The organism is Amycolatopsis sp. TNS106 (genome assembly GCF_019330265.1).
Classification (GTDB): Bacteria; Actinomycetota; Actinomycetes; order Mycobacteriales; family Pseudonocardiaceae; genus Amycolatopsis; species Amycolatopsis lurida.
The window spans coordinates 5,014,450-5,026,791 of record NZ_CP024972.1 but is presented as its reverse complement, the minus strand read 5'-3'; the positions used below and the strand labels follow the sequence as shown (position 1 = coordinate 5,026,791).

The following is a 12,342-nucleotide window of genomic DNA, read 5'->3' as shown; positions in this document are numbered from 1 at the left end:
GCTTGACTTGGCGGCATGCGAATCGTCGATCTTGCGTCCCGTCCCGATCTCCTCGAACCCGCGCTGAACCTCGGCGATGTCGGCGGTGAGTTCATCTACGCCGGGTTCAGCGGCAAGATGATCACCCCGGAACGGTTCCTTCGCCACTGGTCCCGGTACTTCCTGATCGCGCTGGACGACGACGGCGAACCCATCGCGCGGGCGTTGTCGGTCCCGCTGACCTATCCGGCCGAGGACCGCCGCGAACTACCGGCGCACGGCTGGGACGAGGCGATCCAGTGGGCCGCGCAGGACCTCATGGACGGCCGCGCGCCGGACACCCTGTGCGCGCTCGAAGTCGTTGTGGCGCCACGGATGCGTGGGACGGGCCTGTCCACACCGATGCTCAAGGCGCTGAAGGCGCGCGCGGCCGAGACGGGGTTGAAACGGCTGATCGTCTCCGTTCGCCCGATCGGCAAGGAGGACGAACCCGATGTGCCGATGGAGGAGTACGCCGTCCGGCGGCGTGAGGACGGGCTGTTCGCCGACCGCTGGCTGCGCACTCACGAACGGCTCGGCGCGCGGATGATCAAGGTGTGCCCGTTCGCGGTGACGATCTCGGGCTCGATCGCGGACTGGCACGAGTGGACCGGGGTGAAACTCACCGACGGCGACAACGTGATCCCGGGCGGCATCGCGCCGGTGCACGCGAACGTCGAGCGGGACTGCGGGGTGTACGTGGAGGCGAACGTGTGGATGGAGCACCCGTTCTGAGCCGGTGGTCCCGGCCGTCGCCGATGTCGCGAAAGCCACTTTCAGGACATCAGACGTCCCGAAAGTGGCTTTCGCGACACGCTCCGCCCGGACGTGCCGTGACACTCAGCGCCTGGCCCATTCCTCGCGATTTCCGTCGCGATCGTCGCATCGGCCGCACCGGGCCCCGGCCGTGCCGCACAGTAAGGCCATGGGTATCTCGCGAGTCGGTTTCGCCGGGCTGGGCAGCATGGGCGAGCCGATGGCACTGAACCTGGCGCGGGCCGGAATCCCGTTGCTCGTCTGGAATCGCACCCCCGGTAAAGCGGTGGCCGAGGCGGTCGTGGACGTGGCCGAGCTCTTCGCGCGGTGCGACGTCGTGATCCTGATGCTCAAGGACGCGGACGCCGTCGACGCCGTGCTCGATCGCGGCGGGCCCGCGTTCGCCGGCCGGGTGGCGGGCCGCACGATCGTCCACATGGGAACGACGGCGCCGGGGCACTCCCGCGGGCTCGAAACCGAGCTCCTCGCGGCCGGGGCGAAGTACGTGGAGGCGCCGGTCTCCGGCTCGCGGATCCCGGCGGAGGTGGGGGAACTGGTCGCGATGCTCGCGGGGGATCCCGGCACGATCGACGAGGTACGTGAGCTGTTCGCGCCGATGTGCCGGGAAACCGTGTACTGCGGGCCGGTGCCCAACGGGCTCCTGATGAAGCTCGCGGTCAACGTGCATCTGACCGCGGTCGTCACGAGCCTGGCCGAGACCGTGCGTTTCGCCCGGGCCTACGGACTCGATTCCGGCCTGCTCGCCGACGTCCTCGGCGCGGGACAGCTGGCCAGCCCGATCCTGCGGGTCAAGGCGCCCAAGCTCGTCGAGGAGGATTTCGCGCCGCAGGCCTCGATCGCGAACGTCCTGGCCAATGTCGAGCTGATCGCGGCCGCGGCGAGGGAGGCGGGACTCGAGTTGCCGCTGATCGAGGCTTCCCGCGCGCTCTACGCCGAAACCGTACGGCTCGGCTTCGGCGCGGAGGACATGGTCGCCGTCGTCAAGGCCCTCGATGCCCGGCCGCGTTCAGTGGACTGAACGCGGCCGGATCAGCCGCGCAGGGCCGAAGCGATCCGGCCCGCCGCGGCGAAGGACTCTTCCTCCGGCTCGCCGAGCAGGGGGAGGAGGATGACGGATTCGGTCCCGGCCGCGTACAGCGCGCGGATCTGCTCGACACAGCGGTCGAGCTGCCCGCTGATGCTCAGCCGGTCGATCCACTCGGGCCGCAACCGCCGCGCCAGGTCTGCCCGGTCGCCGTTCGCCGCCGCGACCTCGGCCAGCAGCTCGGCGCCGAAGTCCAGCGGTTCCAGCGCCGGGCCCGAGTTCGGCCCGATCGCGGAAGCGACGTCGGCCCTGGCGCGCTCGCGGGCCCGTTCGGGATCGGCGTCGAGGGCCAGCCAGTTGTAGGTGGCGATCGTATGACCTTCCACGCCGATGAGGTCCCGCGTCGCGCGGACGTACTCCGGTGTCGCCGGTTCGGCGAGCAGTGTCCCGTCGGCGACCCGGCCCGCCGCCGCGAGCGACTTCGGGCCGCGGACGCCGGCGATGAGCTTCGGCGGCAGCGCGGGCGGGAACTCCAGCTCGACCTCGTCGAGCCGGACGTGCTTGCCCTCGAAGGAAACGCGCTCACCCGCCAGCAGCCGCCGCAGCACCGTCAGCGTCTCCTCGAAGGCGGCCAGCGCCGACTTCGGCCACGCGTCGATCTGCCGCATCCAGCTCGGCACACCGTGCCCGAACCCGGCGATCAGCCGCCCCGGGTACAGCTCCGCCAGCGCCGCGATCTCCATCGCCGCGATGGCCGGGTTCCGCGCCACGGCGGGCATGATGCCGATGCCAAGAGTGATCTTCTCGGTCGCCGCCAGCACCGCGGACGCCGTCGCGATCCCGCCCGCGTAGAAGCAGTCCTCGACGATCCAGACCTCGTCCAGGCCCTCCTGTTCCGCGCGCCGGGCGAGGCCGGTCAGCCGGGCGGCGGGCAGTTCACGCGGAATCCTGACTCCGAGCCGTGAAACCATGTCGCTCTCCGTTCCTCAGACGCGCCGCAGCACGTGTAGCAGGTATTCCTTGCGGTTCAACGGGTTGTGATCGGTCCTCGACCGAGTCGGCGCGGCACCCCGGACCGGCCGGTAGCCGTGGAACGCGGTTTCCATCGTGCCTTCGCCCCGGGTCACCGAGGGCAGGAACCGATGCACCTCATGGGTTTTCACCGCCGGGATCTCGCCTTCCAGCTCCGCCGTCCCGGCTTTCGTGCGCGTCGTGCGCGGGACGGCACGAGCCTGCGCCAGCAGGGCGGTGACCGGACCGAGGGTGTCGGCCGGGGCCTGGAGGACGAACCGGTGCATCGGTTCGTGCACGGTGGTCCCGGCCTCGCGCAACGCCGCCATCACCACCAACGGCGTCAGATCGCGGAAGTCGCCCGCGGTGCTGGACATGCTCTTGTCGAAGGTGCCGTGCGCATGGCTTTGCCGGGCGTAGTAGCCCGAATGCGTCATCGTCACCACGCAATCGAGCACCTCCCAGCCGTGGAGGCCCTCGCGCAGCGTCTCCTTCACCGTTTCCTCCACTGCTTTGACGAAGGAATACGGCATGGAGCCGAGTTCGACCTCCAGCCGGAACGAGATCCCGCTTCCGGGTGACCCCGGCCCGACCCGGAGCCCGATCGTCGCCAGAAAGGGATTCGGTGCCTTGCCGATGAATTCGGCGGCCGACCCGGTGCCGGAGACGTGCTCGACGCAGATCGTCGTCGTCTCACTGAACGTGACGCCGAGGCCGTACTCGTCCGCGAGCGTCGCCTGTATGACCTCCTTCTGCACTTCTCCGTACAACGAAACGGAAGTCTCCTGACGCACCTCGTCGTGCCGCAGGCCGATCAGGGGGTCCTGCTCGGCCAGCCGGGTGAGTGCCTGGTGCAGCGGCCCGCGATCGGTCGGGCGCACCGGCGAGACGACGGTTGCCAGCGTGGGCGGCGAGAACAGCCCTTCCCACCCTCGGGTCCGGGCCCCGAGCATGTCGCCGACCCGGACGTCGAGCCCGGAAAGCTTCGCGATCCGCCCGGCGCCGACCGATCCCGACGGCACGGCCGAGCCGTTTTCGAAGACGCTGATCGCGGTGACCTTGCCTTCACCGTCCCCGAGCGGGACCTTCTCGCGCACGGAGACGCTGCCGGAGAACAGCCGCACGTAGGCGATCTTCTCGCCGCCCGGCGCGCGCTCGACCTTGAACACCGTGCCGGACAGTGGCCCGTCGACGTCACTTTCCCCGGCGGGCAAAAGGTTCTCGATACCATCGCGGAGCGCATCGATCCCGGCGCCGGTGATCGCGGATCCGAAGTAGACCGGATGAGCGAGACCTTCGGCGACTTTCGCCGTCAGTTCGGCGCGGAGTCGCGACGGCGTGAACGCGTCCGGGGCCGTGAGGTACTCGGCGAGGAAGTCCTCGTCGAGGGTCGCCAGGAGGTCGATCACCCGATCGAGGTCCATCGGGTCCATTGCGATCGCCGACGGCGTGAGCTTTGCGGTGACCTCCCGGAGCACCCTGCCGGGATCGGCTCCCCGGCGGTCCAGCTTGTTCACGAACAGCAGCACCGGAATGCCCAGCCGTCGTAGCGTCCGCATCAGGACGCGGGTCTGCGCCTGGACGCCTTCGACCGCCGAAAGCACCAGGACGGCGCCGTCGAGCACGCCGAGCGCGCGTTCGACCTCGGCGATGAAATCGGGGTGGCCGGGAGTGTCGATCAGGTTGACGGTGACGTCGCCGAGGGCGAACGAGACCACAGCCGCCTTGATGGTGATGCCACGGGCACGTTCGAGCGCCAGTGTGTCGGTCTGCGTGCTGCCGTCGTCGACGCTGCCCAGTTCGCCGATGATCCCGGCGGTGTGCAACAGCCGCTCGGTCAGGCTCGTCTTCCCGGCGTCAACATGCGCCAGAATTCCCAGATTGAGGTTCTTCACGAGTGGTCTTGTCCTCGAGGTAGGCGGGAATTACCTGATGGAAGGACGTGGACACTCGCAAGACGATCATCTCCTGGGCCGGGAACCGGTCTTCCCGACTACAACATTCCTGCTCCGGCACCGCAACCGAATTACCCTCGAACGCATTTCGTCCTCTGAACGCGGTACTTGCGTGTGCATGTACCGCAGCCAGAGGACGAAATGCGAGAGGGATCAGGCCAGGTACTCCGCGGCGGCGCGGAGGCTGACGTAGGACCCGCTGAACGTGTCGATCCGCGGGCCGTCGCCCGAGTCCGGTCCCGGAACGCCGGTCTCGACCCGGATGTAGTCCACAGTGGACTCGCGCAGCCAGCTCAGGAACTCGCGGACTTCGGGGTGCCGGTGCGCCTCGCGCGTCACGATCACGAGATCGCGGGCGCCGTGGACGGCTTCGATCGCGGTCGCGATCCCGTCCGCGCCGACCTTGAGCGCCCGCGTGCCGGGCACGAGTTCGGTCAGATGCGAGCCGAGCCCCCACGGCATCGGGCCCGCCGCGACGATCGGCTCGGTCTCGATGTCGATCACCAGCGGCGGCCCGCCCAGCTTCGGCGAACCCTGGATCCGCAGCGCCTTGCGCGCCGCCACCAGCCCGAGCCGGTGATCGACCGGCGCGATCGGCGTCGACACCGGCGGGGCACCGAGCGCCGCGACCCGCTCCGACGCCTCGGCCAGCCGCTCCAGCGGCAGCTCACCGGACTCGACGGCGGCCGCGATGACCGCCGCGATCCGGTTCAGCTCGTCCTCTTCGAACGACACACCGCCGAGGCACAGCGCGTCGGCACCGGCGATCAGCGCCCGCACCGACGCCCGGCCGACCCCTTCGGTCTTGCCGAGTTCGCCGGCGACGGCACCCATGTCGAGCGCGTCGGTGACCACCGCGCCGGTGAAACCGAGTTCGCCGCGCAGGACGTCGGTGAGCGCCTTCGGGTTGAGCGTCGCGGGCAGATCACCCCACGCGGGGACGACGAGGTGCCCGGTCATCACCGCGCGCACCCCGGCCGCGATCGCCGCCTTGAACGGGACGAGTTCGAGTTCGTGCAGTTCCGCCTCGGTCCTGGGCAGCACCGGTAGCGCGTGGTGCGAATCGTCGGTCGCCGCCCCGTGCCCGGGGAAATGCTTGGCCGACGCGGCCACGCCGTACTTCTGCAGGCCGGTGATGTACGCCGCGACATGCGGCGACGCCTTCACCGGATCCGAACCGAACGCCCGGACCCCGATCGAGGGATCCTCCGCCGCGAGCGTCAGATCCGCGCACGGGGCGAAGTTGATCGTGACCCCGCACGCGGCCAGCCGTTCGCCGAGCGCCGCCGCGACCGAGGTCGTCAGCTCGACGTCGTCCGCGGCGCCGAGTGCGAGTGGTCCCGGGACGAACGAGCCGGTGGCGACGTCGAGCCGGGTGACGTCACCGCCCTCCTCGTCGATGCCGATGAGCACGTCGGGCCGCTCCGCCCGCAGCTGCGCGCTGAGCGCGGCCACCTGCTCGTCGTCGACCACGTTGCGGCCGAACAGGATCGCGCCGCCGAGGCCGTCGGCCACCTTGCGGCGCAGCCAATCCGGCGCGGTCGTGCCGTCGAAGCCCGAAACGAGAACGGATGCGGCGAGCTTTTCCGGTGAAGACAAGGACTACCCCTTCACTGCGCCTGCGGTCAGATTGGACACGAGCTTGCGCTGAACGATGATGAAGAACACCAGTGCGGGCACGGCGTAGATGACCGACGCCGCCATGATGCCGCCCCAGTCCACGGAGAACGCCGTGCGGAACGAGGACAGCCATACCGGCAGCGTCTGCTTGTTCTGGTCGCGCATGAACACGAACGCGAACAGGAACTCGTTCCACGCGGTGATGAAACTGAAGACCGAAGTGGTCACCAGTCCCGGCGCGAGCAACGGCAGCGTCACCCGGCGGAAGGCGCCCGCCCGGCTGCATCCGTCGATCATCGCGGCCTCTTCGAGGTCGTACGGGATGCCGTTGACGAAGCCGTAGAGCATCCAGCACGTGAAGGGCAGCGTCGCCGCGAAGTACACCAGCAGCAGCGAAGGCAACTGGTTGAGCAGCCCGGCGTCGCGCATCAGCAGGTACATCGGGATCAGCAGCGCTTCGAACGGCGCCAGCTGAGCGACGAGCACCAGCAGCAGGAATCCCTTGCGCCCGCGGAAACGCATCCGGGACAGGGGAACCGCGGCCAGCACACCCGCGACGAGCGAGCACAGCACCGCGCCGATCGTGACGATCAGGCTGTTGGTGAGGTACGTGGCGAAGCCGGGCTTCGTCAGCGCCGAGACGAAGTTGTCGAACGTCACCGAGAGCGGGATCAGGTCGTAGTCCGGGGAAAGGACCTGGCCCGGTGTCTTCAGCGAGGAGGTGATCATCCAGTACGTCGGGAAGACGAACAGGACGGCCACCACCACGCCGAGCGTGCCGAGGCCGATCCGCTGGGTCAGGGACTTCCTCATGACAGGTCGGCCTCCTTCGTGCGCACCAGCAGCTGGACGTACCGGGCGGTGAGCAGGATCAGCACGAGCATCATCAGCAGGGCGGCGGTCGCCGCCAGACCGAAGTGGTTGCCCGCGAGGCCCTTGAGGTACATGTAGACCGGCAGCGTCGTGCTGGCGCCGTCCGGCCCGCCTTGACGGATCGCCCACACCTGGGCGAACACCTTGAAGTCCCACAGGACCGACAGGAACGTGACCATGGTCAGGATCGGCCGGATCGCCGGCCAGCTGACCGCCCAGAACGCCTGCCAGGCGTTCGCGCCGTCGATGCCCGCGGCCTCGTACTGCTCCTTCGGGACGCCGAGCAGCCCGGCGTACAGCGTGAACGCCACGAACGGCACGGCCTGCCAGACGACCAGCAGGCCGATGACGGTCAGCGTGCTCGGGCCGGTGGAGAACCAGGAATGCCCGATGAACTGCTCGAAGCCGAGTTTCGCGAGCGTCTTGTTCAGGATCCCGTACTGCTGGTCGAAGATCCACTGGAAGACCGTGGTGGTAGCGACCACCGGCGTCGCCCACGCGAGGATCAGCGCGACCTGCAGGATCACCCGGACCACCGGGTTGAGGTGCCGCATCAGCAACGCCATGAACAGCGCGAGCAGCAGGGTGGTGATCACGACCGCGGCGGTGAACACCAGCGTGCGGACGGTGATCTCCCAGAATTCGGGGTCGGACAGGATCGCGGAGAAGTTCTCGAACCCGACCCAGACCATCTCTCCGGAGACCAGCTCACGGAGGTCGAGCTTGCGGAGACTGATCCCGACCAGCTGCAGCGTCGGCCATCCCAGCAGGGCCAGGATCGCGATCAGCGCGGGAAGGATCAACAGGTACGGCGCCGTCCGTTCGCCGAGACGGAGACGCCGGGTGGACTTCGGCGGCTTGATGCGCGGCGATGCCGGCGGGGTGGCCCCCGCCGGCATCGTCACATCTTCGGTCGTGGTCATCCGCCGATGAGCTTGTCGAGCGCTGCGTTGGCGTCGGCGGTCGCCTGGTCGAGCGTCTTGGTTCCGGTCAGGTAGGCGGTCAGCATGTCCTTGATCGGGTTCTGACCGGATTCGACGTCACCCCACTTGGGGCTGGTCGGCACGGCGCGGCCGTTCTTGGACGCCTCGGCCATGACCTTGGTGAGCGGGTTCGCGTCGAGCGCGGACACGTCGGTCGAGGTACCGGGGACGTAACCGGCCTTGGCCAGCTCGGTCTGGTACTTCGGGGTGGAGAACAGCTTGACGTAGTCCTTGGCCGCGGCCGCGTTCTTGCTGTTGGCCGGGATGACCAGGTTCGAGCCGCCGAGGAAGACCGGGGCCGACTTGCCTGCGGTCTTGCCCGGGATCGGGAAGGCGGCCGACTTCTCCTTGATCGACGGGTCGGTCTTGGCCGCGGTGTCGACCTCGCCCGGGACGCCGATCATCATCGCGACCTTGCCAGCGCCGTAGATGCCGGCCTGCTGCGGGGTGGCCTCGTCGGCGTCCTTCGGGGCCTTGGTGCCCGAAGCCTCGGTGAGCTGCTTGTAGAACTCGAGCCCGGCCTTCGCCTGCGGGGTGTCCAGGGTCGACTTGAAGGACTTCCCGTTGGCCTGGGCGATGTCGCCGCCCTCGTCCCAGATGTAGGACAGCAGCTCGTACCAGTTCTGGCCGGGGTGGTAGAGGGCCTGGAACTCGGGGTCGCTGCCGAACTTGGCCTTGAGCTTGGTGATCGCGTCGAGCCATTCCGCGCGCGTCTTGGGCGTCGCGGTGACACCGGCCTGCTCGAACATGTCCTTGCGGTAGATGACCTCACGGTTGGCCGCGTAGAACGGGACGCCGTAGGTCTTGCCGTCGAATTCGCCAGAGGCCTTGAGACCCTGGAGCCACTGGGCGCCGTTGAAGTCGCCGACGCTCGAGGTGAGGTCGGCGAGCACGCCCTGGTTCGCGAACGCGGGGGTCTGGGTGTTGCCCAGCTCGATCACGTCCGGCGGGTTGTCACTCGCCAGCGCGGTGGTCAGCTTCTGCTGGATGCCGTTCCACTGCTGGATCTCGTACTTGACCTTGACGCCGGGGTGCGCGTCTTCGAATTCCTTGTGGAGCGAGTTCGTCAGGGCTTCCGGGGCGGTCCCGGTCATGAGCCAGACCGTGAGCGTGCCGTTCGAGGCCGGAGCGCTCGAATTCGTGCTGTCGCCACTGCCGGAACCGGCGCAGCCCGCCGTCGCGAGGGTGATGGCGGCGGCGCCCGCAGCCATCTTGAGCCAGCGCTTCACTCGTGCCGTCCTTTCGATGCCCGGCCACCATGCCGGGCTCCCACAAAATGGTGTAGACCAATGCGGGCAGCGTGGTACGTACCACTCCGACTGTCAAGCGGGTGGCCGGTTCGTTGTAAACGAGCCGCAATCTTTCACCTTGAGTGAGCGCATGATCACGCTGATGATCGGATTCCGGTGCTGCCGTCAGTGCCTCGCGAGGCGCGCTGACATGCGGTTTTTCTTTGTCTGTACCGCTGATCGGGGCATTCGGCGGGAGCCTTTTGCGCCGTTCGGACGTATGCGGAGCTCGCGTTCGCCGAGTGGGCTAGAGCTGGTCCTCGTCGTCATCGGGAGGCGGCTTGATGCCGAGCAGCGCACGCGTCTGGTTCTGGAGGAACCACGCCAGCGTCGCGCAGGCGATCAGCAGGACCAACGGCAGAACCGGGCCGCCGTCGGGGAGGATGAACAGCTCCGTGATGCTCGCGCCGACCATCACGCCGGCCAGCAGGAGCGCCGACGGCCCGCCGAGGCGGGGGATGAGCAGCCCGATCGCGCCGCCGGCTTCGAGCACGCCGGTGACGTACCGGAGCCACTGTCCGAGCCCGATCTCGGCGAAGGTCTGTTCGGTATGGCCGCCCGCGAACAGCAGGTAGCCGCTGTAGAGGAACTCGGCGGCGAGCGCGACGCGCACGATCCACAGCACGATCGAGCCGACCGTCAGGCTTCGGGTACCGCTGGTTCCTTCGGACATGCCGGGGATCCTTCTCCGGGTGAGCGAGGCTGGCAAGGCGGGCTGTATCCCCGCGGCGAACGGTGCGCGAGTCAGTTCTGTTCGCCGAGGAGTATCTGTTCGAGCAGCAGGTCCACGTCCCGGGCGGACTCGGCTTCGCCTATCCGGTGGAACGTTTCGGCGGCACGGAGCGCGCGGCGGGCGGCTTCCCGCACCCGTCCCGCGGCGCTGAGCACGTGGGCGGCGACGTGGTCGAGCTGGGCGGCGAGATGCTCCCTGGCGGGCGCGGTTTCGCTTTCCACGGCGTGCACGGCGGTTTCCGCGGCGTCGAGCGCGGTCAGTGCCGCGTCGAGGTCGCCGGACCGCAGCCGGGACAGTGTCGCGGCGTTGCGGCAAGTGGCGGCCACGTAGCCGCCGCCGATCGCCGAGGCCGCGTCGGCGGCCCGCGCGTAGAAGTCGGCGGCGTTCGCCCCGTAGCCGAGCAGGTCGAGTTGCTCGGCGGCGGCCATGCTCACCGAGATGTAGGAATGCCCGGTGTCACCCGAGTCCTGGAGGATTTCGGCGAGGACGGCGTATTCGTCGAAGGCGCGGGAAGATTCGCCGAGCGCGCGGTAACTGTCGGCGTACATCCACCGGCAGCGGTGCGCCCAGTCCGGTGACGCGGTGAGCAGCGTGATGGTGCGGGGCGCGACGTCGAGCACGTCGTCGTAGCGGCCGGCGCCGTGCAGCGCGGTGACGAGGACGTACCAATGTTCCGCGGTGTCCTTGCCTTTCGACGCGGCGACACCGAGGGACGCGTAGGCGTCGTCGACGGCTTCGGCGAATCGGCCGGTGCCGATCAGCGACAGCGCCCGGAGGTGGCGGAGATGCCCGCGCAACCGTTCCGGCCCGCCCACGGGCAGCGTCGCCAGCAGGTGCTCGACGAAGACGTCCAGTTCGTCCAGCGATCCAGTGCGCTCGTAGGCGATCCGGACCTGTTCGACGGCCTCGATGGCTTTCTCGCCGACGTTTCCGACGATGAAGGCGTCCGTCGCCGCCCGCGCGAGTTCCAGTGTGGTCACGGGATCCTCGCCGTCACCATTCCGCAGCGACGCTTCCAGGCACAGAAGGGTGCCGTGGAGCAGGGGATCGCCCGCCTCGCGAGCCCGCCCGGCGCCCCGTCGCAAAGCCTCGTACGCCTCGGGGGTCCGCCCCTGTCCGGAAAGCACGTGCGCCAGCCAGTATTCGCCCCAGCAGGCGGCACGCTCGTCCGTCCCGGCGCGCAACCGCGCCGCGGCCACCGTCGTCAGCGCGACCCCGGTCTCGGCCTGATCGTCGAAGACGAGCCACAACCCGAGCCAGCATTGGTTGAGCAGGAACCGGATTTCGTCGTTCTGGCGCCGGAATCCGGCCGCGGCGTCGCGTAACCGTTGCTCGGTGTCGTCGCCCTGGTGGAAGATCGCGCGCAGCTCGGTCAGCCGCGGGGCTATTTCGTCCGGGACGGTTTCGATCGCCGCGAGGCAGGCTCGCGCCTCCTCCGGTTCGCACCGGTGGTTGTGGATTTCCGCGCGGACGACGAGTTCCTCCGCGGACAATCCCGGCGGGGGCGTGATCGCGACCCGGGGGAGCGCGGAAGGCAGGAGCGGCACGAAGTCCGCGACCGGGTTCGCGGCCATTTTCCGTTCGGCGTACGCGGTGAAGTAACCGGTGCGATCGAGTTCGTCGAGTTCTTCGGCTTCGACGAGCGCCGCCGCACGCATTCGCCGGTGCAACCTGTTCAGGGGCACCCCGTCGTACGGTCCGTTGAGAACGAACGGGATCTCGCCGTATCCGGTTTCCGTCAACCGGCGGGTGAGCAGCGCGGCCGAGGCGAAGAACTCCATCCTGTCCACGGCGTCCGCGTGGTCGCCCACACCGTCCAAAAGCGACAGAAGATCGACACCGGTGTGCTCGTTGCCGGTGAGGGCGCAGAACTCCAGGCGCAGCGCGTGATCGCCGTAGCGGAGCGGATCCCCGGCCGACGCCCTGGTCACCCATCGGTAGGTCGAGGCGGCCTCGGCGTACTTCCCGGCGGTCGCCAGTGGCACGAGCGTCCGGCAGAGCCGGGTGATCTCGGCCCCGCCGGAGCCGTCCGCGCGACGCGGTTCCACTTCCATGGTCC

10 protein-coding genes are annotated in these 12,342 nt (G+C 68.9%); 2 read left to right on the top strand and 8 right to left on the bottom strand.

From position 1 onward, the window contains the following. Nucleotides 1-15: 15 nt before the first annotated feature. Together CVV72_RS22410 and CVV72_RS22405 are read left to right on the top strand one after the other, a co-directional pair. The gene (locus CVV72_RS22410; protein WP_219145672.1) at nucleotides 16-753 is read left to right on the top strand and encodes a GNAT family N-acetyltransferase; all 738 of its coding nucleotides are present in this window, start codon (nucleotides 16-18) and stop codon (nucleotides 751-753) included. Between the two features lie 190 nt (nucleotides 754-943). Continuing rightward, nucleotides 944-1,813 carry an NAD(P)-dependent oxidoreductase gene (locus CVV72_RS22405; RefSeq protein WP_219145671.1) on the top strand — a complete coding sequence of 290 codons (870 nt, stop codon included), beginning with the start codon at nucleotides 944-946 and terminating at the stop codon, nucleotides 1,811-1,813. An 11-nt stretch (nucleotides 1,814-1,824) separates the two neighbouring features. On the opposite strand, the gene CVV72_RS22400 is transcribed toward CVV72_RS22405, so the two are convergent. The 8 genes from CVV72_RS22400 to CVV72_RS22365 all read right to left on the bottom strand — a co-directional run bounded on the left by CVV72_RS22400 (nucleotide 1,825) and on the right by CVV72_RS22365 (nucleotide 12,337). Further along, the gene (locus CVV72_RS22400; RefSeq protein ID WP_219145670.1) at nucleotides 1,825-2,790 is read right to left on the bottom strand and encodes an LLM class flavin-dependent oxidoreductase; all 966 of its coding nucleotides are present in this window, start codon (nucleotides 2,788-2,790) and stop codon (nucleotides 1,825-1,827) included. Nucleotides 2,791-2,805: 15 nt separating this feature from the next. Next, entirely contained in the window at nucleotides 2,806-4,725 is a 1,920-nt protein-coding gene (locus CVV72_RS22395; RefSeq protein WP_219145669.1) for a translation factor GTPase family protein, read from the bottom strand. Between the two features lie 213 nt (nucleotides 4,726-4,938). Beyond that, nucleotides 4,939-6,384, bottom strand: a complete 1,446-nt coding sequence (locus CVV72_RS22390) for a glycoside hydrolase family 3 protein (protein ID WP_219145668.1) — start codon at nucleotides 6,382-6,384, stop codon at nucleotides 4,939-4,941. A gap of 3 nt (nucleotides 6,385-6,387) precedes the next feature. Continuing rightward, nucleotides 6,388-7,218, bottom strand: coding sequence for a carbohydrate ABC transporter permease (locus tag CVV72_RS22385; protein WP_219145667.1), 831 nt, complete (start codon nucleotides 7,216-7,218; stop codon nucleotides 6,388-6,390). Continuing rightward, on the bottom strand, nucleotides 7,215-8,201 hold the full coding sequence (locus CVV72_RS22380; RefSeq protein ID WP_219145666.1) for a carbohydrate ABC transporter permease: 987 nt from the start codon (nucleotides 8,199-8,201) through the stop codon (nucleotides 7,215-7,217). The genes CVV72_RS22385 and CVV72_RS22380 overlap by 4 nt, the downstream gene beginning before the upstream one ends. Continuing rightward, nucleotides 8,198-9,490 (bottom strand): extracellular solute-binding protein, encoded by a 1,293-nt coding sequence (locus CVV72_RS22375; protein WP_034317814.1) that lies wholly within the window; start codon nucleotides 9,488-9,490, stop codon nucleotides 8,198-8,200. The genes CVV72_RS22380 and CVV72_RS22375 overlap by 4 nt, the downstream gene beginning before the upstream one ends. A 307-nt stretch (nucleotides 9,491-9,797) precedes the next feature. Further along, complete coding sequence (locus CVV72_RS22370; RefSeq protein ID WP_219145665.1) at nucleotides 9,798-10,223, bottom strand: DoxX family protein; 426 nt, start codon at nucleotides 10,221-10,223, stop codon at nucleotides 9,798-9,800. Between the two features lie 71 nt (nucleotides 10,224-10,294). Continuing rightward, entirely contained in the window at nucleotides 10,295-12,337 is a 2,043-nt protein-coding gene (locus CVV72_RS22365) for a hypothetical protein (RefSeq protein ID WP_219145664.1), read from the bottom strand. Nucleotides 12,338-12,342: the final 5 nt, after the last annotated feature.